Genomic DNA, 20,677 nt, shown 5'->3' on the forward strand with positions numbered 1-20,677 from the left:
CAATGGAAAATACGATATTTGACATTAAAAATGCAGATGAAACTAAATATGCCATCGGGCTTATGAGCGGCACCAGCGTAGACGGCATAGACGCTGCCCTTGTAAAAATAAGCGGTGCAGGCCTTAGCACCAAGGTAAGCCTTGTAAGCTTTATCACTCTTCCCTTTAGCGAAGAAGTTAGAGCTCATATCCTCTCCCTTGCAGATGGAAAGCAGACAAATATGGAAGAGGTCTGCAGGATGAATATGTTAATCGGCAAGCTTAGCGCTGATGCCTGCGAGGAAGTCATCAAAAAAGCCGGAATAGATAAAAAAGAAATAGCCTTTGTAGGAAGTCATGGCCAGACTGTCTGGCATGAGCCTGTAAAGGTTGATTTTCTAGGTAAGCACTTCAATTCTACCTTACAGATAGGGGATGCCTCTCCCATAGCTGAAAGGCTTGATACTGTGGTTGTAAGCGATTTTAGGGTGAGGGATGTGGCTGCAGGCGGAACCGGTGCACCTCTTGTGCCTTATACCGAATTTGTCCTCTATAGCGACAGTAAAAGGAATGTAGCCCTCCAAAATATAGGCGGAATCGGCAATATCACTATACTTAAAAAAGGAGGCAGCCTTGACGAAGTCTTTGCCTTTGATACAGGCCCCGGAAATATGTTAATAGATGGCTGTATAAGTCGTATCACAGGCGGAGGGCTAAAGTATGATGAGGGCGGGAAACTTGCGGAAAAAGGCGAGTCCAACAAGGAATTACTTGACTTTATTATAGAAAATGATGACTATATAAGGGCACACCCTCCAAAGAACAGCGGGCGTGAGAGATATGGCTCAAAGTTTTTGGATAGGTTAATAAAAGAGGGTGAAAGGCTTTCGGTGGCAGATAAAGACCTGCTTGCTACAATCACTGATTATACGGCTTTTACCATATATTATTCTATAAAGAATCATTGCAAACTGACACCCGATAGGCTGATAGTAGGTGGAGGGGGTGCCAACAACCACACTCTGATGAATTATATAAGAAAATACCTCCCTGACACCGAGGTTATAACCAATGAGGACTTGGGGCTTAGCGGAGATGCGAAAGAGGCTGTAGCCTTTGCCCTCCTTGCAAATGACTGCCTATACGGATGCTGTAACAACGCACCAAGGGCAACAGGAGCCATCCACCCTGTCATTATGGGTAAGATTACAAGATAGAAAGGGGGCCCAGATTATCAGATACATAGTCGGAATAGATGGAGGAGGCAGCAAGACAAACCTTGAGGTAAGGTTCTTTGACAGCCTTGATTCTCCTTGTGATATACTTAACAAAGAAAAAAGGACCTTTAAAACAGGTCCCTTAAATGTAAAAAACATAGCCTCAGGCAGCCTTAATGAAGCCGTTATTAGTATGTTAAACTTCTTAGAAGGGCTTGAAAGCGGACTTAAGCCTTGCGAAATGATAGTAGTGGGAACAGCAGGTACAAGCAATCCCGAAATAGTAGAAAACATAAGAAAAGCATTTAGTGGGAACGGTTACAGTGGAAAGCTTGTCATAGTTGGAGATGATATAACGGCACTTAAGGGCGGTCTTTCCGGAAGAGCAGGTGCTGTACTCATATCAGGCACAGGCTCTATATGTAACGGCATAGACCAAAAAGGGCACAGCCTAAGAAGTGGCGGCTGGGGCTATCTCATAGATGATGTCGGCTCAGGCTATGCCATAGGCCGTGACATACTTAGCCAGGTAGTTAGGGAAAATGACGGACGAAGTGAGAAAAGCGTACTTACTGAACTAGTGTATGAAAGGCTTAATATATCTTCAATCCCCGAGCTTATTGCCTATGTCTACTCCGAAAACACAGGTAAGAATGACATTGCAGCCCTTGCACCACTCATTGCAGAGGGAATGGCAAAGGGCGATAAGGCATCTATGGACATCTGCGACAAGGCAGTCTCTGAGCTTTGCTCCTTAGCCGAGGCCGTTATAAAGGGCTTAGAACGCAAGCACCCTGAGCTTATGCTAAGCGGTAGCATCTTAACCAAACTCCTCCCTGTTAGGGAGAGATTTATAAAGGCTTTTAAGTCAAGAAATGAAAATGTAAAGATTAGCGAGCCTGAACACAGCGCAGAAACCGGAGCTGTACTCATTGGGGCTGAGATGATATTGGCTACATTACAGTAATCAGTCAAAGAACACTTGTTAGAACACAAACATCGTTGTAATCCACTATATCAATGGTTTACAACGATGTTTATTTATAAAGCTATTATATACAACAATTTGCTCATCCAAACTGCAAGGCTTACTAAAGCTACGCTGTAGCAATCCTGTATCAATTGCTGTCAAATACTTTTGATACCCACATTATTACATGATTAGGAGAAGAAATACTTTACACTTATGTCATTATACACTTACATCAATACTTACGCCTAAGCGCTCTTTTGTTCCTGAATTTGATTTTTCAGTACCTTCTACCTTAGAATCTTCTCCCGAAGTCTTATCTTTTTCAGTATCTTCTGCCTTCTTAAGTTCCTTTTCTTTATCTGCTTTTTCAAGCTCCTCAATGAGAGATTTCTTATATTTTTTAGTCTTCTTACTTGCAGCAAGCTGTGCAGCGTTCTTTGCGGAAAGATAGAGCTTCATGTCGTATTCCATAAGGGCACTCTCGTCTTTTGGCGAAACCTTATCTCCCCTTGATATCCTTCTAAATATCTCTAAGACAGCTCCAAATCTCCTTGCTTCCTTGCCCTTTGCGTCTGCCTGCTCTTTAGCCTCTTCTGCGGCCTTTTTTAATTCTTCTGCCGCAGCCGCAAGTTCTTCCTTTTTTATCCTTGCTGCCTCTGCCTTTTCATCTTCCTTAGTGCTTTCACCTTCAGAAATAATTTTATTCTCTTCGCTTTTTAGCGGTTTTTTGGATTTATCCGACTTTCTATAGCTGTAGTTATTAATCAAATTCCCTTGTATCTTCATATCACACCTCCCATCATACGATATTGTCTTAATTCATATATCGGATTTGCGGGGATATTATTTAGGTATTCTCATTATATGATTTTTGTATAAACACAGGTCTTAAATCCTGCGCCATCAAAGCTGTCCGCTAGGATAGTCTCAGTTTCCCTAAATTCCTTCTTAATTTCATCCGGAAAATAGGTATCAGCTTCCTCATACACTTTGCCATACACAGTTAAAATAACCTCATCTGTAAGCCCCGCACACTGTCTATAAACCTTTCCCGTTTACTTTAAATAGTGTATAATAATTATAGTTTGTTTAATATTTAATATAAATTTTGATAAAAAATATTGGTATGTGAAGGGAGAGTACAAAATGAGTTATCAGGAAATTGCTAAAGATATGATTGATAAATTACCAGCTGATAAGATGATTTATGTCATAAATATTTTGGAAAATTTAGGTGAAATGTATGGGATTAGTCTTTATCCAAATTATGAGCCGAATAAAGAAACCTTAGAAGCTATTGAAGAAGTAGATAATATGATAAAAGAAGGAGTAGGAGAGCATTTTGAAGGGAGTACAACAGATTTTTTGAATGGAATTTTAGGGGAGTAAGAGTATGCTAAAACTTAATGTATCTACTAAATTTAAAATAGCTTTCAACTCAATAGCTTCATTCTCTCTAAACTCCATTCAACTCACCCTTTTGTATTCTACTCATATTCTAACTATTCTGACCAATTTTGTTAACATTATGGTTAGAATACGGGTAGAAAAGGGAGCATAAAATTAGGGCTTACTTCAATTCCAGTTCTAAGCTTTTTATCTATTATATAACTCTATGTAAAACAATGGTTCTATATTTACAGTCTTCAAAACTCCCTTCAAGCAATGTCTTTTCTTCCCTAAATTCAGTCTCAGGAACTGCCGGAAAATAGGTGTCAACATCCTCATACGACCTGTCATACCTGGTTAAAATAACCTCATCCGCATATTTTAGGCTCTCCTCATAGACCCGTCCCCCACCTACGACGTATAGGTCTTTATCAGGGAATTTTTGCTTAGAATATTCTACAGCTGTCGTAAGACTCTCGAAGGTAATCACCCCGTCATTTTCATACTTCTTGGTTGTGGAAATTACGATATTCACCCTGTCAGGCAGGGGTTTACAGCCAAGGGATTCAAAGGTTTTTCTACCCATGAGGACAATGTGCCCTGTGGTTAGTCTTTTAAAAAGCTTTAGGTCTTCAGGGATTTTAAACAGGAGGTTCCCTGAGTTGCCAATGGCGAAGTTTTGATCTACTGCTGCTATTAGTTTGATTTTCATAGTTTTTTCCTTTGTCTGTGTAATACTATGGGAATATTTATACTACCTTATTACTAGCTATCCACCCAGTTCTCTAATCTTAGCCCATCTATCCTCTCAAATTCTTTAATATTATTAGTGACAACAGTATAGCCAAGAGACCTGGCATGCCCTGCTATCATCATATCCAATGGGCCTATAGGTGTACCTTTTCTCTCTAATTCCGCACGTATCTCTCCATACCCTTCTGCCGCACTGATATCAAAGGGCAATATTTCTATATCTGTAAGCAACAATGTAAGAGCGATACGGTTTTTGTCAACTGCTTTACTTTTTTCTACTCCATGTATAAGCTCAGCGTAAGTTACTGAAGATATGCATATTTCACTTGGATTATGCTCTTTCAGTCTTTCAATAACTTCTCTTGGCTTATGCTTTATGGCATATATGCAAATGTTGGTATCAAGCATATATCTCATAACTCTTCCCTCTCATGAGCTCTCTGATCTGCCCTGCCTTCAGCCATATAATCTTCCGAAAACATATCAATGGCCTGCAATACAGACTCCCACTTATCTGACTTGGGAGAAAGCAAAACTATATTCCCGATTTTATTGATTGATACTTCATTGGCATCAAATCTATATTCCTTTGGCAGCCTAACTGCCTGACTTCCACCATTTTCAAATATTTTGGCTGTCATCATATCCATCAACCTCCTTTTTATTAAATATATATTAAAGTATATACTAAAGTCAATGCTTATTTTTAACCAATAAGAAGCTTAACTCTCTATCCCATATCAGTTCTTATTTTTTCGCTTACTTAATAATTAAATAAGTCAAGACTTTCATTTAAAATGTAAAAAGATGGTGAATTGCAAAAGTAACTTCCACGCCTAAGTTTAAATTTTTTATTTTAGCTACGGTACGGAAGTTACTTTTTCAAATAACACTGCGAGGCAGCATTTTTATATCTAAAAAACTTCCCCATTTACATTAAATAGTGTATAATAATTATAGTTTGTTTGATATTTGATTTAAGTTTTGATAAAAAATATTGGTATATGAAGGGAGAGTACAAAATGAGTTATCAGGAAATTGCTAAAGATATGATTGATAAATTACCGTCTGATAAGATGATTTATGTCATAAATATTTTGGAAAATTTAGGTGAAATGTATGGGATTAGTCTTTATCCAAATTATGAGCCAAATAAAGAAACCTTAGAAGCTATTGAAGAAGTAGATAATATGATAAAAGAAGGAGTAGGAGAGCATTTTGAAGGGAGTACAACAGAATTTTTGAATGGAATTTTAGGGGAGTAAGAGTATGCTAAAACTTAATGTATCTACTAAATTTAAACGAGATTATAAAGTATGTAATAAAAGAGGATATAATCTACAATTACTGCAGATAGTGATTGATATTTTGCGAATACCTGAATTTCTTGAAAAAAAATATAAAGACCATAAGCTAAGTGGGAACTATGAAGGATGTAGGGAATGTCACATTTTACCGGATTGGCTCCTAATATATCGTATTAATGATGATGAGTTGTATCTTGTTCGTATCGGAACACATTCTGATTTGTTTGGAATTTAGTGCTGGATTTTCAAGGGGTGAATTGAAAAAGTAAGTTCCACATCTTGGCCTCAATATTTATATCTAGGCTAAGAGTGGAACTTACTTTTTGACAGTGTGCCAGATTATGTGATTGTGGATATGGGCCATAACCTCCTTGAAAATATATCACTTACCTATAGAGGTCCTCAAGTGTCAGCAGTGTAACTTCTCCCTGCATTTCTGCCTCCAACAGTGCCGGCGTAAAGCCCCCCTTGGAAAAAATATAATAGTGGAAGATTCCGTTCTGGCGAAATACTGCCGCATATCTGCGTAGCAGTTCCAATTCCTCAATTCCAATCTTCTCATTCCGATATTTACAGGAACCAATCAGATACTCGTTTCCATCTACCGGCACCCCCACAATGTCAATCTGTACCTCCTTACGGGTCTTGGAATCCGTTCCCCACCACTGTCCCACATTACTCAGCAGAATCGGTAGGTCTTTCGCATAGCGAAGCAAATATTCCTGGCACATTTTTTCAAATACCAGTCCCATATAATCAGGGTAAAAGTGTTTCACCGCCTGTTCATAGACAAGACGCATCCGCCCGGCGCTGATTACAGACATATTCCGGGGAACGAAACGATACCAAAAACGGAAAAAGTTATCGTCAATGACATAGATCGTTTTCTTGCCAGACTTCTCCGTAATCGGCGTTTCTTTTTTCAAAATTCCTAAATCCAGCAATACCTTCAAGTACTTCGCACATACTCCGGATTCCAATCCGACCTTTGTGGAAATCTCGTTGGAGTGGCTGGCTCCTGCGGCAATCGCTGAAATGACAGAGTTGTAGATGGCCGGCTCTCGCAGTTCCTGCTTTAACAAATTTTCCGGCTCCTCAAACAGGTAACTGGAGGTGCTGAACAGGTTATCCAAAAGAGCTTCGTCCAAATTGCTTTCCACATCCAGTTTATTGATATAGTGCGGAATGCCGCCAGTCACGCCATATAAAAGCGCCTGGTCGGCGGCTTTCAGTTCGCGATGAAACTCAGTAATCTCCCGGTAGGTCAGCGCCTGAATCTTAAACTGCGCCGTGCGCCGCCCATACAGAGGGCTTTCATACCCCAGCACCTGGTATTCCATAAAGCTCATAGAGGAGCCACACAGTATGAGATAAATCCTGCTGTCCTGCCAGCTATGATCAATGATATGCTGGAGCCTGGAGGAAATCGACTTTTCCGCTTTCGCAAGATATGGGTATTCATCAATGACAAATACCAACCGTTTCTCCATCGCCATCCCGGTAATAGCCTCCAGTGCGTCCTCATAGCTCCGATAGGTAGGAGCACTGGTGCTGTCCGAGTTCTGACAGGTATAAATCGCCTTGGAGAGCGCTTCTAGATTTTCCTGAGAGGATGCGTTTAGGGCGGAAAAATAGACGGTAGGTTTTCCTTTGCAAAATTCGTTGATCAGGGCGGTTTTACCTACGCGTCGCCTCCCATAAATGACAACACACTCAAACCGGCCCTTTTTATAGCGGTTGTTCATGGTGCGGAGTTCTTCTTCCCTACAATAAAACATAGTGACCTCCTTACTTATGCAGATTGCTGAGTTACGAGTTGGTGTATTATGAGTTTATTATATACAATACTACGGATTTGTCAACTAAAGAGTCTTGGACCTTTTAACGTAAAAAAAGACACTCTACAAGCAATTAACCTGTAGAATATCTTTTTATTTTTATTCTCTTAACGATTTACTTCTTCAACAACTCATAACGTATGGAACGGCTTCCCTAATTCCTAAAAAACTCCCACACTGCCCTAGCTGCCCCTTCATTCATGCCTTCCACAGCGGCTAGTTCTTCCTCAGTCGCCTTCTTTATATCATCCAGAGAGGCAAAATGCTTCATAAGAGCCTTTCTTCTTACCTTGCCTATGCCCTTTATGTCATCCAGCACGGAATGAACCTGATTCTTTCCTCTTAATAGCTTGTGATACTCTATCGCAAATCTATGAGTTTCATCCTGTATCCTTGTAATGAGCTTGAATAGTTCCCCATGTGTGTCTATAGGCTGCTCTACATTGTTATAATATATTCCCCTTGTTCTATGCCTGTCGTCCTTTACAAGACCTGCTACGGCTATGTCTATGCCCAGCTTTTCAAGCACCTTTAGGCAAATATTTATCTGCCCCCTTCCACCATCCATAAGGATAATGTCAGGGAAGTTTGAGAATTTGCCCTCTTTCCTGCTTCCTGCCTTCTCAAGGATTTTAAGCTCTTCCTTTTCCTTTAAGCCATGCTCAAATCTCCTTGTAAGGACTTCTTCCATAGAGGCATAGTCATTAGGGCCCACTACTCCCTTGATTTTAAACTTCCTATAGTCATTCTTCTTAGGCTTGCCGTCTTCAAATACTACCATAGAGCCAACATTTTCATAGCCACTGGTGTTGGATATATCGTAGGATTCTATCCTCTTTATATCATTTGAGATGCCAAGCAGGTCGCGAAGCTCCTTTACTGCGCCAAGAGTCCTTGCCTGCTCCCTCTTATTCCTCTCGCTGTCCTGATTAAGTACCATGGCAGCATTTTTGTAAGCAAGCTCCGTAAGCCCTGCCTTTTCACCTCTTTTAGGCACCAGTATATTTACCTTGCTTCCCCTTTTGGTCGCTAGCCATTCTGACAAAAGCTCCTTCTCCTCCGGCTCATCCGCAAGCATAATGTCCTTGGGTATGAAAGGAGTTCCGGTGTAATACTGCTTTATAAAGTCTGTATAAATGGCCCCCTTTTCATCATCTCCAACCTCATCTAAGGAGAAATGTTCGCGGCCTATAAGCCTGCCTCCCCTTATGAAAAACACCTGCATCACGGCTTCTTTCCCGGACTTTGCAAGAGCCAGCACATCTCTGTCGTCTACATTTTCATTGGAGTTTATCTTCTGCCTGTCGCTAAATCTCTTTACATGGGTTAGCATATCCCTGTAGTTGGCAGCTTCTTCAAATTCAAGCTTTTCAGAGGCTTCCATCATCTTGTCGGTAATCATTTTCAAGATAGGCTCGTAATCCCCATTTAAGAACTTGATTACCTCATCTATCCTCTTTCTGTACTCGCTTGGCTCCACATAGCCCTGACAGACTCCGTCACACCTGCCTATCTGATAGTTGAGGCAAGGGCGCTCCTTTCCTATGTCTTTGGGCAGATTTCTCCTGCAGGTTCTTATCTTATATATCTTGTGAATGAGCTCCAAAGTCTCGCTAATATGGGCAGGATATGGGCCAAAATACTTAGCCTTATCCTTCCCCCTCTTTCTGGTAAACATAACCCTTGGATACTCCTCATCCACTGTCACCTTGATATAAGGGTAGCTCTTATCATCCTTCATCATGGTATTGTACTTAGGGCGGTGCTCCTTAATCAGGTTACACTCCAGTACCAGGGCTTCAAGCTCAGAATCAGTTATTATGTATTCAAAATGGTCTATATTTTCAACCATCCTCTTTATCTTGGGAGAATGTCTGTTAATGCTCTGAAAATACTGACGGACTCTATTTTTAAGGCTTATCGCCTTGCCCACATAGATGATTTCATCGAGCTCATTGTGCATAATGTAGACTCCGGGCTTTGTGGGCAGCTTCTTAAGTTCTTCCTCTATGTTAAACATCTGATACCTCTCTTCTTGAGGTTATTTATATTTGTAGCTTTCTTTATCTATACCTCATAACACTATTCATTTTCTAACATTTCATTTATCTTATCAATCCATTCACAATTTTCGCTTTCAAACCATTCGATAATCTTGCTAAAATTGCTATTGCCAATAATTGAATCATTTTGGTTCAGTAGCTTTACCCTCTCACGCATAGCACTGTAGTTTTTAGGAGTAATGCAGTTCATAATCTCTTTAATCTGGTTTTCCTTTCCTTTATATCCTTTTACTTTTGTATGCTCCTCTATTATAGGTGCATTGACTTGTTTTGCCTGAGATGTAAGCATTTCATCAGTCCAATGTTTCAGTATTATTTGCATTGTACAGGGATTACCAAATATAATTATTTCATTTGCAATTCCATCAATTTCCCTCGCAAATGATACATACTCTATGTTTATTGTATAGGCCGGGGCGTCTATTTGACATCGAAATCACCCACCTTTACATTACCCTTAATACTCAGTAGTGAATTAATCAGTTCCGGATCAGGTAGTGCACCTAGCACACCCTTTTTGTATTTTTCTATGATATCAGTTGTATCTCTTATTCCATCCTCTGCTGTAAAATCGGCTAGCGAGTATACATATACCCCCTCTTCATCTTTATGTACGAACCAAATCTGCTCTTTACGAAACATTCTTTTGCAATCCATTAGATTAATATCATGAACTGTAAATATCATCTGGGCACTCTCATTCAATTCATTATTAAACATTGCTACAATAGCCCTTGTAAGCTTAAAATGAATGCTGCTGTCCAGTTCATCTATAACTAAAATCTTACCTTGCTCAAGAGCTTCAATCACATAGCTCGCAAGAGCAGCGATTTTCTTTGTACCTGTAGAATCAAATAATAAACTTGGCACCCTAACTCCCTTGTATGTAGACACCAGCCTTATCTGATCCATTAAATTCTCAACGACATCAAGGACTTCCTCTTCAGGCTTGTCGTTACTTCCCTCAAATTCTGTCTCAATGTTATCCATTTCTACGTACTCAAAGTTATCTAAATATAAGTCTGCATTCTTTATAAAAGCCACGATTTTGTTTTGTAGACTATTCTTATTTTTCATCAACTCAATCGTGTGTTTCATAGGGATATTATTCATATTTACAACTTCGATTTTTTTTGCCAATCCAATTAAATGAGATTTCATTTCAGCCATTTTCTCGAATTTACTTACATCAATTAAGTTGTATAATAAATTATTCTTTGAAATAACAGAAAACATCCCTTGTAAATTTTCATCGATGCACTTATACTCACCGCTTAGGCTATCTTTTTTTAGCCAGCAAACTTCTTTTTCATTATCATATTCATCTTTTTTAATCTCAGAGAACTTTTCATATATATATTCTTTGTTCTGTACATCATACTTAAAGTCGTATGCAAACTTTCTGCCTGTTGACATAAATGTCATCCCCAGTTCACATACGCTATTACCAGTAAATATATTGGTCATCAGTTCATTCTGTTCATCTAAAAGTATGCCTCTAATGGCTCTAATACACTTTATAAGGCAAGTTTTACCTGCATTGTTAGGTCCATATATTCCAACTGTTTTAAGTATGTTGAATTTATTTTCTTTATGAACATTTGAGCTAAACTTCTTGCTTCTCATGTCTGCCTTCATTGAAAATGTAATTTCATCTCTGAACGCATAGCAGTTTTCTGCTCTTACCTCTATAATCATAGTGTCTCCCTTCAAACAGGTTATTTGACTTCGATAAGAGTATTATATCATATTTTATTTTTTATGCAATTATTTTCCATTAAAAATAACTACTTCCACTTCCTATCCAAATGATTCCTTACTATCTCGCATTCAGCCAAGTGGCAGTACTTTGGCAGGTTTTCATTGATAACTGTTAGCAAAGCTTTAGCATCAGCCTCTATGTTGGTATATATAGCAGCACATATCTTCTCATCCCTTTCAAATACCTTGCAGTTCTCAGCCTTAGTCACCTCTAATATAACAGCCTCAATCTCCTCAGGGTAGATGTTTCTCGCATTCTTCCCTATGATGACCCTCTTTTTCCTTCCTGTAAAGAACAGCTTATTTCCTCTTAGATACCCCATATCCCCCGTTCTAAAGTATCCGTCTTTAGTAAAAAACTTCCTGTAATAGTCCTCTCTCCCATAATAACCAATGAAAATATTTTCACCTTTTACAAGGATTTCACCGACTCCGTTTTCATCATCCTCATCTATTCTTACATTTTGATTTTCAAATACCGTCCCCACAGAGCCTACCTCCTGTTCCCCCGGATATTCCACGCTGATAAGTGAGGCTGTTTCAGAAAGACCGTAGGCATTTAGCAGGATTATTCCCTCCTCTGCCATCATTTCACGAATATGAGGCTCTAGAATCGCACCACCGCAAAATACTATCCTTGCCCTGCCTCCTAGCAAGGTCTTAGCAGAAATCCCCTTTTCCCTTTTTGCAAGGTAGATTTTCTCGAGGAAGATTGGTACTGTGCTAAGTATGGTAGGTTTCACTTCAAGAAGTTCCTCCACTATTTTATTCTTATCACTGCAAAGATAAATCTTCATACCTGTATATAGGGAATAAATGAAATTGCAAAGTCCTCCGTAGGTATTGCTAAGCGGCAAAAAAAGGTAGGCAGAGTCCTCCTTTGTCATCAACGCCCTTTTTAAGAGATTTTCCAGGTTCACAAACATATTCTTCTGAGAGAGCATGACCGCCTTGGGTACCCCTGTAGTTCCCGAAGAAAATACGATTCGTGAGCAGACTCCATCATTCACCGGATAAGGAGCAGGCCTGCTTTTCTTCTCATTTTCAAGAAGTTTTGTAAATGAAATAAGCTTTATTTCCCTATTCGTGGCATCAAAATCCAAGAAGACCTCCTCTTTTGATGAATCATAGAGTACGGCATCCACATCCACCGTTTTCATTATGTGTAAAAGCTCTTTCTTAGTCCACTGAGCTGCAAACATCACAGAACAGCCCGTATATGCCATCACAGCTATATCTGCCACCATAAAGGCGTAGGAATTTGCTCCAAATATCGCTATCCTCTTTCCTGTAAGCCCCTCTTCTTTAAGATAGGAGGCTGCTCTTAGCACATCCTCATAGAAATCTCCATAGGTGTGAGGGACAAATTCGCCCTCCACTTTTTCAAAAATATATTGATGTTCCTTCCATTTCTCATGGTTTTTAATCAAAATCTCTGCAACTTTATTTCCCATTGTCTTTTCCTTATATCTTCTCTTCTTGTCTTTAATTTTCGCTTTTACTTTTATTTATTATTTTTGCTTTATATCTTGGCTTTATATCTTGGCTTTGTAACTTGGCTTTGTAACTTGGCTTTGTATCTTGGCTTTGTATCTCGGCTTTTTATCTTGGCTTTTTATCTCGGCTTTTTATCTCGGCTTTGTATCTTGGCTTTGTATCTTGACTTTTTATCTCGGCTTTTTATCTCGGCTTTGCCTTTCTTTATTTATTTCTATAATATCTTTTTTCAACCATTCGTTTTAGCTTGTTATAATTGATTTTACTATGATGCTTAGCGTCGCAAGGGATTTTAGATAGAAAGGTAATAACTGTATCTTCTCCTATATCCCATTCTTTCACAAGGTATCGCAAAGCCTCTTCCTCACAGCTTCCCTCCACAAAGAGAAAGTTCTTCCCCTCGTGATAAAAAACTGCAGCTTTTCTTATACCTGAAAACCTTCTTATGGTCTCCTGTTCCAAGTTATTTGAGAAAATATCTCCCTTTTTTCCTCTTACAAATACATCTTTTCTACCCAAGTAGAATAGTTTCCCATCCACTATCCTTCCCAAATCACCTGTTTTATGCCAGTACAGCCCATTTTCATCCACTACTCCACGCTTGTTTTCAGGGTTTAGATAGGCTGTAAGAACCACATCAGAGTGTACCATGATTTCATTATTCTCATCAGTCTTGATACATACTCCCGAAACCGCCTCACCAAGGACAGTCTGCCCCTTTTTCAGGTTATTTATATATTCATCCAAATCAGTCTTACATATAAGGTTACATTCAGTTGCGCCGTAGATGTAGGTTATTTTTGCATTTTGAAATTTATTTCTGATTAGCTCTGCCTCATAGAGGTTTAGTACTGCACCGCCGATATATACCTCCTCCACCTCCTGAAAGAAAATCTCAGTCTCCATACAAAAATCCGGAGTGGTTATAACCACCTGTGCAGACAGTTTTTGCAGGCGGTTATCCCTATTAAACAGCCTTAATATCTTTGGCTTTTTTGTAGGCATTATTATCCCACTGTAACCATTTAAAATATTTACAAAATGATACATAAATGAGGTATTGAAGGCTACTGTTTCTTCACTTCTCGCATTTATATTGCGCCTTACAAGGTCTAGCTGGCGGTAAAGGTCATCGTGGCTTCGCAAAATTATCTTAGGTCTTCCCATAGAACCCGTAGTCATCGTAAGCACAGCCACCTCATCACCTTCGACCTCTGTGAAGCTAGGTCTTTCCTGCATTTTATTACCCTTTTCATACCCATTTTCGGCAATTATCTTCTCTATAAGAATCACATCCTTAATCCTTCTAAGCTCGCCAAATACAAGCCTCACAAGCTTTGTCCTGCCCGATACCGCTATGTAGTCAGCCCTGTATTCCTCTAAAGTCCGGCGTATTAGCCTCTTCCCAGCCCAGATATCAATTATCATAAGGGAAATCCCAAGCCTGAGGCTGGCAAGCATAAAGACCAAAAGCTCGTATGATGGGGCTACAAAAAGTACTACCCTTTCCCCCTTCTTCATCCCTTTTGCCATAAGAGAAGCACAAGCCCTGTCAACATCAGCACTTAACTTGTTAAAGCTTATCTTCTTCATCTCCCTGCCCTTAATATCTATAAAGGCAGTTCTCTCCCCATACTTCTTACAAGCATCATCAAAACAATCAACTATCCTGCTCATATCACTCCTGCTTCGTATAAACCGAAAAGTCCCTGTAAAAATACGATTGGTTCACCCTAAAAAGCGACTTACCCTCCTCTTTCAAAAGGGTAAATTCCTTCTTTGGTAAATATCTTCTGTTTTGCATATTCCAAACGGCAATCCTGGCGCCATTACCGCTTATTTTTTTAAGCTTATCTACATTTCTCTTAAAATCCTCCCCGCTCATATACTCGAAAATATCTGAGAGATTGAAAAAAACAAGCTTCTCACTTTCAAGGATGTCCAAAAACGAGCCATGTATCAGCTTAATCCTAGACAGTCTTTCCCTGATAATTGGTAGATTCTCTTTCTTCAAATAAAGCGGTATGGCAGTTTTGGTGAAGTTGCCCCTCAGTATATAGCTTAGATACGGATTGTCAAAGTTTGTGCTATTAAATATGCCATACTCAAAGCGTTTTTTGATGTCTCCCGCGACATCCCTCTTATCCGCCACATACTCATAAAAACTCTTATCCCTGCCAAGGCTTCCCATTACCTTTATCCCAAAGAACATACGAAATATCGTACGAAACCTAAGGTTATCTATGTATCTTTTATAATAAAATCTCTGCTCTTTTAGTAAAGATAGAGAGCAAAACAGTCGGAGTCTTGCTTCTCTGCAAAATAAAGGGCAGACGAACTTTCTAAATATCTGAAAATATCTTTCGAACTTTCCAATATGGATGATTCCCTGTACTATCAGCTCCCTTCTACGGTTAAAATACCTGAAGCTCTCTTCGTCCATATATTCCTTTAGAGAAAAAAATGTCTTTAGTCTGTCTGTACTCTCCTTAAGCCCAAAGAAGGCCAAAATCTCACCATAGTTTAGTCTCTCTATCGCAGCCATCTTAAGCTTCATCAGGTAAAGCTGGGTTTTATTGATATCAAAGGCATAGATTTCCTTAGGATTAGACAGTAAGAGTGCAAAGGTGTTGTCCCCTCCGCTGGCTACGGAAACCCCTGTTTCTCCCTCTTTTATATCTAAGGCCTTTAGGAGAATATTACTATCCTCCCAGCAATTTGAGTAACGTATAAATGAAAATTTATCCCTTGTCTTCATCCCTCTCATCTATCCTTTCCACCGTTCCCTTCACACCGTCCACACGAACCCACATTCCATCCTTTATTATATCAGTCAGTCCTCTAATGCCTACCACAAGCGGAATCCCCATTTCTCTGGCTATAACTGCCGAATGAGAAAGCACGCTTCCACGCTCTATGATAATCGCCCTTGCCATAGGGAAAAGCACAGTCCATCCGGGATCAGTCCTCTTTGCCATAAGGATGAGGCCTTTCACATCTGCATCCTGTGGGTTTTCTACATATTTCACCCTTCCTGTGACAGGCTTTCCACCGCCTGCAACTCCCTTTAACACACCAGCTTCTAAGGACTTTGTTTCCTGCCTCGAGAATATAGGAATCATATTTTCAGCCCTTACCTCACCGTAAAAATACATTCTTTCAAATATTTCTTTATCTTTGTTTTCTTCAAATTCCCTTTTTCTTTTCTTAATTTTCTCTCTAAGTAAAGGTATTTGAGGACTTTTTCCCTCTGCTATCCTAAATACCTCCTCCTTGGTAAGAAAGAAGATATCCCGAAAATGAGCAATAATTCCGGCTTCTTCGAGATTATGTCCTATGCGGAGAAATATCATCCTCACAATATCATAGATATAAGTCCTGTAAAGCCTCAGATATTCCCTGTTTCTTACAAAGTACTTCGTTATCTTCACAAGCTTTTTAAGAAAGAATCTCTTAGGAAATGATACCTGCCTGTAAAGCTCTTCCTCATCTATCTTATGGGGCTTATACACAGATGGCCTTTCCTCCATAAGCAGGTAGTTTTTAAGCGTCTTAAAGAGAAAGTCAGGATTTTCTTTAAGGGTAATGCTTTCAAGCTTTAATTCATCCATTACCCTCGCTCCGAAGCGCAAAATATAGTCTCTTAAATGAGCTGAAAACTCAGTATCATCACTTAGATACGGCTTAAGCTCTTCCACCAACTTTGTACGGAACGCTTTGGCTAACTCCTCATTTTCCCATATCTCATCTACAAGCTGAAGAAGGGCAAGGCTTTGCTTCACGCTTTCCACATTTCCCTGCTTGCTTAGAATCTTCCCAAGAAGCCCCTCTGCATCTTCGATCTTCTCTTTTTTTAAGACCTCATTTACCTTTCCCATAAAGACCATGGCACCCATGTCATTTACTATAGGTGTAGTAAAATCATTCAAAATGGAGGCCTCTATATCCTTATATACCTTAACCAGACTTTTGTTGTCAAATCCTTCAAAATCATTATTTCTATAGTCCTTTGTCACCGCTTCAAACTTATTGGAAAATGCAGTAGTTGCCCTCTTCATGTTAATAAGTTTTTTGATAAAATAAAAATATATCTTAAACAGACGAAGCTTAGCTTCTCCCTTAGTTTCCTTAAGCTCCACCTTCACTCCCATCATGTTTTCCATATAGCGTTTGTTCTTGTTGTAGCCGGGATAAAGTGCAGTCATCTTATACCAGCCGTTCAGACGGTAGTATATTTTATTTTCATAAAAAACTATCATATTTTCAAGGTCGTAGGCAATGCTATCCACTGCCTCTTTTTCAATGAAAAAGTTCCCCAGTGTCTGGCGGTAAATCTTCTCGTAGACCTCCCTTGCAAAGCTAAATGTGAGCGGTGTAGTAACTCCTGAGTAGCTTTCTATGATGTTGGAATTATCAAGAATGGTTCTTTCTCTATTCTTTTCAATGTGGCTGACAATTGTAATAAGGCGGTTTTGCAAGAGATATACAACCCCGTCTTTAACGGAGAATTCGATATCTCTCCCTCGTTTTTTCACATCAATATCCTCTACCCTTAGCCCAAGCCTCACAAGCTCCTGTAAGATATTCTCAGAGAGCGGCATAGCCTCATCCGCTTCCACTCTGTTGCCAAAACGGTCATAGACTGCATCAAAGCTGTTCTTTTCTCCAGATACCAAGGCCTCACCAAGTCCTGTAACCACGCTGATTAGGACTTCATCAGGATTGTTGGTAAGAGGGTTGCTGGTAAACATCACTCCCGAGGCATCGGCCTCCACCATTTTCTGCAAAATGACAGCCATCCCAATATTTTCATCTATTAGTCCATTTTCTTTCCTATATCTCATCGCCCTCTCAGAAAAGCAGGAGAGATAGCATTGTTTAACTGCTGTGAAAATCTCCTCTCCCTGCCTCACATTCAGATAGGATTCCATCATCCCTGCAAAGGAAAACTTCTCCCCGTCCTCGTCCATAGCACTAGAGCGCACAGCAAGGAGGCAGTCTTCTCCAAAATACTCACTGACCTTAGAGATGACCTCCTCCTTCCAGTCCTCACTAAACTCCCTTTTCCTGATGATTGCACAGATTTCTTCCCTGTTTTCATCCTTGTATTCAGAAAGCAAACTCCTAAGCTCTTCTCTCTCCTCACCAAAGAACTCAAAAAAGTCCTCCCCTGTCAAAACCAGGAAAGGAGGCACCTTAAAGCCTGCCTCGTAAAGCTTTACAAGTTCAAAAGCCTTCCCTCCAAGCTTATAAGCCTCAGCTCGGTCTCCCATTTCAAAAATCATCTTTTCTCCTCTTTCCCAGGCTAAACCATATGGAAAAGCATATCAAAGCAGCTAAAAATACTCCCTCTTTTATGCCTGATTTCTCCACAGAAACAACAAAGTAAATATAGTAAATCCCACTAACAGGTGCAATTAGCGCTGGTATAAAAGGTAAGGCTTCTTTAATAATGATTAGAAAAATAATTCCCACGCTACATAGCCCGCCAATGCCAAAATACAAGAGATTGAGCACCAAAAACAATGGGGCAGTTAAAATTATAAGTATTCTAAGTGCTTTCTTGCTTAGCTGCATTTTCCCTGTCTTCGCATCCTTTTCATAGTCCGCACTGTCATCCATAAAACGGATAAAAAACAGCTCAGTAAAGAAAATAAAAAATAGTCTAAGCTCTTTTATTTCACCTGTAAAACTCACGAAAACGAGAGCCAATATAAGGGATGCCAAGCTGTATATAAACAATCTCTTCTTATACAAAAAGTATCTTATTACTTCCATTTACTCACCACTTTATTGTAGATTTCTGCCTTTATCCTTGTAGGTACCTCACTTTTAGCTATGTAGTTAAACAGCTCCTTCATCTCTTCCTTTGGCTTTTCGTGCAGGACTTCACCGGCAAGTATCTTCTTAGCCTCATCCCTTGTAAGCTTGCCGTCTCTTACTAAGAAGCTGATTTCAGGCAGGATATGAGGTCTTCCCTCAGCGCACTGGTATATGTACTTCGTAGCAGGGTGAATCCTGCAATCATAGTGGTTATACTGCTCTCCCACAAGCCAAGAAGTGTTCTTTCTTAAAAATGAGACGATTTCCTTTTCATCATAAGGATGATATAAAAAGTAGGCTACAAACTCCCTGAAGTCATCCCCCTTAACATCCTGAAACAGGGCCTTGTTCACCTCATCCCTTAGGTTCTTATCAAGCTTTTCATCTATTTTCCCAAGAAGCCCCGTATACAGACTTTGTAAGTCCAGTTCCTTCACAGAGGATAGTCCCGCTCTCACAAGTTCTGAAAAAACATCCTCATCATAGGCACGAAACATCTGCTCAGGGCTCCTGCCGTGGACTATCATTCCTGCATCTATCCTTGAAGCCAGATTTATCATGGATGCGTAGCCTATATAAGAACAGGCTACGCAGGGCACCAGCCATTGCTTTATGGAATAGGCATAGAATCGCTTTAATAGGCCCCTATCAAACTCAATATACTCGTGCTCCACCTGAAATTCCTTTACAAGTCTGTCTATGTTCTTCTTCGCTTCTTCTGAAAGAAAACCGTTGTTCATAGTAAATGCTTTAACATGCAGCTTGTAGCGGTGAGTCAGTTCATATAGGACAAATACACTGTCCTTCCCACCTGATATCCCCACAGCAGCATCGTATGCGTGTTTCCCCCTAACGAGGTCAATTCTTTCTTCAAAAAGTGATTTTAGCCTGTCATAATCTGTAAGCCTGTCCCTGTCACGAAGGTAGGCTTCACAGAAGTTACATAGTCCCTCTTTGTTAAATCTAATGCTCCTAACAGTCTCGTCATTTAGGCAAAGTGTGCATCTTTGTCTCATTATAGCTCCTTTACAAATACAGCGTAGCGCTTCTCATTGTTTTCCACGTCCTCGTCAAACCTCCTGAAGGTCTCCTTTTGCTCACACTGAAAATGATAAAGCATAGTGTCATAACCTTTATTTTTGACCAACTCACTCCCTAAGTAAAGGAGGGCTAGATAAATCTTTTGTTTTTGATACTCCTTTTTTACTGCACTTGTCTTTGATATAAAGTCTTTCCCGTAGCGGTTTTCATAGCCAAATACATAACCTATGGCTTCTTTCCCATGGAAGGCAATAATCAAAGAAATATCTATTTCCTTTACCCAGGAAAGATAGAGCTTTTCAAAGACTTCAAATGGGATATCCGAGTACAATAAAGCATCTGAGAAGGCATTTTTTGATATCTCATACACCTCTTTCACATAGGCAAAAGCCTCTTCACCACAGACTGTGACAAAGCTGTATCCCTCTTCCTTTTTTTCACTATAAACCTGCTTACCTGCCTCATTTAGTGGATTATTTATTGTGATTTCAGCACTTCTATAGGTATAGAGCTCCCTGTAGCCAAGCTCTTTTATGTATTCAGGATAAAATGGCGGGTTGGTACAGTCTGGAAAGAGTTTCATATCAAACCTGCTTATAGCCCAGCGATAGCTCATCCAAGTACAGTAATTAAGCGGCCCAACAAGGCTAGAATATCCCATCTCCTTAGCCTTATCTTCCATCCTGGAAAATATCTCTTTCCACTCTTCTATGTCTTCTCCAAGTTCTGCAAAGCCAAACATAGCCTTATAGTCCTTCATTTTTTCATTTATTATCAGGTAGGCAGAGGAAGCACCTGCCTCAAATTTTTCATAGTAGTCTGCAAGCTGTAAAATGCCTTTTTCTATGTCCATGTTATTTCTCCGATTATTTCAGTTATTTTTTTATTTCCTCTGATATTCCTCTTCACTCATTCTTATATTCAAAGCAGAAAACAGTTTTTCTCTATAATGAGCCACAATTTCGCGTTAACATTATCTTCCTTTCAAGGCTATTTTCTAAAATACATTTTAAATGCAGGCAAGGATAATGTCAAA

General features: G+C 39.7%; 21 protein-coding genes. 5 read left to right on the plus strand and 16 right to left on the minus strand.

Annotation, left to right across the window (positions count from 1 at the left end):
• The first annotated feature begins 2 nt into the window (after positions 1-2).
• Positions 3-1,196 carry an anhydro-N-acetylmuramic acid kinase gene (locus JJN12_RS10215; RefSeq protein WP_208429580.1) on the plus strand — a complete coding sequence of 398 codons (1,194 nt, stop codon included), beginning with the start codon at positions 3-5 and terminating at the stop codon, positions 1,194-1,196.
• Entirely contained in the window at positions 1,096-2,163 is a 1,068-nt protein-coding gene (locus JJN12_RS10220) for an N-acetylglucosamine kinase (RefSeq protein WP_208429581.1), read from the plus strand. The genes JJN12_RS10215 and JJN12_RS10220 overlap by 101 nt, the downstream gene beginning before the upstream one ends.
• A 225-nt stretch (positions 2,164-2,388) precedes the next feature.
• Here the strand turns inward: JJN12_RS10220 and JJN12_RS10225 are convergent, their stop codons facing one another.
• Both JJN12_RS10225 and JJN12_RS10230 read right to left on the minus strand, forming a co-directional pair.
• On the minus strand, positions 2,389-2,955 hold the full coding sequence (locus JJN12_RS10225) for a hypothetical protein (protein ID WP_208429582.1): 567 nt from the start codon (positions 2,953-2,955) through the stop codon (positions 2,389-2,391).
• A 74-nt stretch (positions 2,956-3,029) separates the two neighbouring features.
• Positions 3,030-3,170 (minus strand): hypothetical protein, encoded by a 141-nt coding sequence (locus tag JJN12_RS10230; RefSeq protein WP_208429583.1) that lies wholly within the window; start codon positions 3,168-3,170, stop codon positions 3,030-3,032.
• 145 nt (positions 3,171-3,315) lie between these two features.
• On the opposite strand from JJN12_RS10230, the gene JJN12_RS10235 reads away from it, so the two are divergent.
• Complete coding sequence (locus JJN12_RS10235) at positions 3,316-3,558, plus strand: hypothetical protein (RefSeq protein WP_208429584.1); 243 nt, start codon at positions 3,316-3,318, stop codon at positions 3,556-3,558.
• Positions 3,559-3,772: 214 nt separating this feature from the next.
• Here JJN12_RS10235 and JJN12_RS10240 read toward each other — a convergent pair whose 3' ends face one another.
• The 3 genes from JJN12_RS10240 to vapB are packed head-to-tail and all read right to left on the minus strand — an operon-like array spanning position 3,773 to position 4,955.
• On the minus strand, positions 3,773-4,270 hold the full coding sequence (locus tag JJN12_RS10240) for a dihydrofolate reductase (RefSeq protein WP_208429585.1): 498 nt from the start codon (positions 4,268-4,270) through the stop codon (positions 3,773-3,775).
• Positions 4,271-4,323: 53 nt separating this feature from the next.
• Positions 4,324-4,728 (minus strand): type II toxin-antitoxin system tRNA(fMet)-specific endonuclease VapC, encoded by a 405-nt coding sequence (gene vapC / locus JJN12_RS10245; protein ID WP_208429586.1) that lies wholly within the window; start codon positions 4,726-4,728, stop codon positions 4,324-4,326.
• Positions 4,725-4,955 carry a type II toxin-antitoxin system antitoxin VapB gene (vapB, locus tag JJN12_RS10250; protein ID WP_208429587.1) on the minus strand — a complete coding sequence of 77 codons (231 nt, stop codon included), beginning with the start codon at positions 4,953-4,955 and terminating at the stop codon, positions 4,725-4,727. The genes vapC and vapB overlap by 4 nt, the downstream gene beginning before the upstream one ends.
• A 378-nt stretch (positions 4,956-5,333) precedes the next feature.
• On the opposite strand from vapB, the gene JJN12_RS10255 reads away from it, so the two are divergent.
• The gene (locus JJN12_RS10255) at positions 5,334-5,576 is read left to right on the plus strand and encodes a hypothetical protein (RefSeq protein ID WP_208429588.1); all 243 of its coding nucleotides are present in this window, start codon (positions 5,334-5,336) and stop codon (positions 5,574-5,576) included.
• Between the two features lie 4 nt (positions 5,577-5,580).
• Positions 5,581-5,853 (plus strand): type II toxin-antitoxin system YafQ family toxin, encoded by a 273-nt coding sequence (locus JJN12_RS10260; protein WP_208429589.1) that lies wholly within the window; start codon positions 5,581-5,583, stop codon positions 5,851-5,853.
• A gap of 151 nt (positions 5,854-6,004) precedes the next feature.
• Here the strand turns inward: JJN12_RS10260 and JJN12_RS10265 are convergent, their stop codons facing one another.
• The 11 genes from JJN12_RS10265 to JJN12_RS10315 all read right to left on the minus strand — a co-directional run bounded on the left by JJN12_RS10265 (position 6,005) and on the right by JJN12_RS10315 (position 20,494).
• The gene (locus JJN12_RS10265; RefSeq protein ID WP_208429590.1) at positions 6,005-7,396 is read right to left on the minus strand and encodes an ATP-binding protein; all 1,392 of its coding nucleotides are present in this window, start codon (positions 7,394-7,396) and stop codon (positions 6,005-6,007) included.
• Between the two features lie 214 nt (positions 7,397-7,610).
• Positions 7,611-9,476, minus strand: a complete 1,866-nt coding sequence (gene uvrC / locus JJN12_RS10270; protein ID WP_208429591.1) for an excinuclease ABC subunit UvrC — start codon at positions 9,474-9,476, stop codon at positions 7,611-7,613.
• A 62-nt stretch (positions 9,477-9,538) separates the two neighbouring features.
• Positions 9,539-9,841, minus strand: a complete 303-nt coding sequence (locus JJN12_RS10275; RefSeq protein WP_208429592.1) for a hypothetical protein — start codon at positions 9,839-9,841, stop codon at positions 9,539-9,541.
• A gap of 98 nt (positions 9,842-9,939) precedes the next feature.
• Complete coding sequence (locus JJN12_RS10280; protein WP_208429593.1) at positions 9,940-11,217, minus strand: AAA family ATPase; 1,278 nt, start codon at positions 11,215-11,217, stop codon at positions 9,940-9,942.
• A gap of 89 nt (positions 11,218-11,306) precedes the next feature.
• Positions 11,307-12,734 carry an AMP-binding protein gene (locus JJN12_RS10285; protein ID WP_208429594.1) on the minus strand — a complete coding sequence of 476 codons (1,428 nt, stop codon included), beginning with the start codon at positions 12,732-12,734 and terminating at the stop codon, positions 11,307-11,309.
• Between the two features lie 247 nt (positions 12,735-12,981).
• Positions 12,982-14,454: a class I adenylate-forming enzyme family protein gene (locus tag JJN12_RS10290; protein ID WP_208429595.1), complete on the minus strand. Its 1,473-nt coding sequence runs from the start codon at positions 14,452-14,454 to the stop codon at positions 12,982-12,984.
• A gap of 1 nt (position 14,455) precedes the next feature.
• Entirely contained in the window at positions 14,456-15,544 is a 1,089-nt protein-coding gene (locus JJN12_RS10295) for a DUF3419 family protein (protein ID WP_208429596.1), read from the minus strand.
• On the minus strand, positions 15,519-18,062 hold the full coding sequence (locus JJN12_RS10300; protein WP_208429597.1) for a PEP/pyruvate-binding domain-containing protein: 2,544 nt from the start codon (positions 18,060-18,062) through the stop codon (positions 15,519-15,521). The genes JJN12_RS10295 and JJN12_RS10300 overlap by 26 nt, the downstream gene beginning before the upstream one ends.
• The gene (locus tag JJN12_RS10305; RefSeq protein ID WP_208429598.1) at positions 18,052-18,555 is read right to left on the minus strand and encodes a hypothetical protein; all 504 of its coding nucleotides are present in this window, start codon (positions 18,553-18,555) and stop codon (positions 18,052-18,054) included. Before JJN12_RS10305 ends, JJN12_RS10300 begins: the two co-directional genes overlap by 11 nt.
• Positions 18,546-19,616 (minus strand): adenine nucleotide alpha hydrolase family protein, encoded by a 1,071-nt coding sequence (locus JJN12_RS10310; RefSeq protein WP_208429599.1) that lies wholly within the window; start codon positions 19,614-19,616, stop codon positions 18,546-18,548. The genes JJN12_RS10305 and JJN12_RS10310 overlap by 10 nt, the downstream gene beginning before the upstream one ends.
• Positions 19,616-20,494 (minus strand): hypothetical protein, encoded by an 879-nt coding sequence (locus JJN12_RS10315; protein ID WP_208429600.1) that lies wholly within the window; start codon positions 20,492-20,494, stop codon positions 19,616-19,618. The genes JJN12_RS10310 and JJN12_RS10315 overlap by 1 nt, the downstream gene beginning before the upstream one ends.
• Positions 20,495-20,677: the final 183 nt, after the last annotated feature.

It is taken from the genome of Catonella massiliensis, from assembly GCF_016651435.1.
In the GTDB taxonomy this organism is placed as follows: domain Bacteria; phylum Bacillota; class Clostridia; order Lachnospirales; family Lachnospiraceae; genus Catonella; species Catonella massiliensis.

Coding starts and splice junctions, on each gene's coding strand:
- JJN12_RS10280 (WP_208429593.1), bottom strand. CDS start 11,217: ATGATTATAGAGGTAAGAGCAGAAAACTGCTATGCGTTCAGAGATGAA.
- JJN12_RS10260 (WP_208429589.1), top strand. CDS start 5,581: ATGCTAAAACTTAATGTATCTACTAAATTTAAACGAGATTATAAAGTA.
- JJN12_RS10235 (WP_208429584.1), top strand. CDS start 3,316: ATGAGTTATCAGGAAATTGCTAAAGATATGATTGATAAATTACCAGCT.
- JJN12_RS10225 (WP_208429582.1), bottom strand. CDS start 2,955: ATGAAGATACAAGGGAATTTGATTAATAACTACAGCTATAGAAAGTCG.
- JJN12_RS10300 (WP_208429597.1), bottom strand. CDS start 18,062: ATGATTTTTGAAATGGGAGACCGAGCTGAGGCTTATAAGCTTGGAGGG.
- JJN12_RS10215 (WP_208429580.1), top strand. CDS start 3: ATGGAAAATACGATATTTGACATTAAAAATGCAGATGAAACTAAATAT.
- JJN12_RS10285 (WP_208429594.1), bottom strand. CDS start 12,734: ATGGGAAATAAAGTTGCAGAGATTTTGATTAAAAACCATGAGAAATGG.
- JJN12_RS10275 (WP_208429592.1), bottom strand. CDS start 9,841: ATGCAAATAATACTGAAACATTGGACTGATGAAATGCTTACATCTCAG.
- vapC (WP_208429586.1), bottom strand. CDS start 4,728: ATGAGATATATGCTTGATACCAACATTTGCATATATGCCATAAAGCAT.
- vapB (WP_208429587.1), bottom strand. CDS start 4,955: ATGATGACAGCCAAAATATTTGAAAATGGTGGAAGTCAGGCAGTTAGG.
- JJN12_RS10295 (WP_208429596.1), bottom strand. CDS start 15,544: ATGAGAGGGATGAAGACAAGGGATAAATTTTCATTTATACGTTACTCA.
- JJN12_RS10310 (WP_208429599.1), bottom strand. CDS start 19,616: ATGAGACAAAGATGCACACTTTGCCTAAATGACGAGACTGTTAGGAGC.
- JJN12_RS10290 (WP_208429595.1), bottom strand. CDS start 14,454: ATGAGCAGGATAGTTGATTGTTTTGATGATGCTTGTAAGAAGTATGGG.
- JJN12_RS10240 (WP_208429585.1), bottom strand. CDS start 4,270: ATGAAAATCAAACTAATAGCAGCAGTAGATCAAAACTTCGCCATTGGC.
- uvrC (WP_208429591.1), bottom strand. CDS start 9,476: ATGTTTAACATAGAGGAAGAACTTAAGAAGCTGCCCACAAAGCCCGGA.
- JJN12_RS10315 (WP_208429600.1), bottom strand. CDS start 20,494: ATGGACATAGAAAAAGGCATTTTACAGCTTGCAGACTACTATGAAAAA.
- JJN12_RS10265 (WP_208429590.1), bottom strand. CDS start 7,396: ATGTTTTATTGTAGGGAAGAAGAACTCCGCACCATGAACAACCGCTAT.
- JJN12_RS10255 (WP_208429588.1), top strand. CDS start 5,334: ATGAGTTATCAGGAAATTGCTAAAGATATGATTGATAAATTACCGTCT.
- JJN12_RS10305 (WP_208429598.1), bottom strand. CDS start 18,555: ATGGAAGTAATAAGATACTTTTTGTATAAGAAGAGATTGTTTATATAC.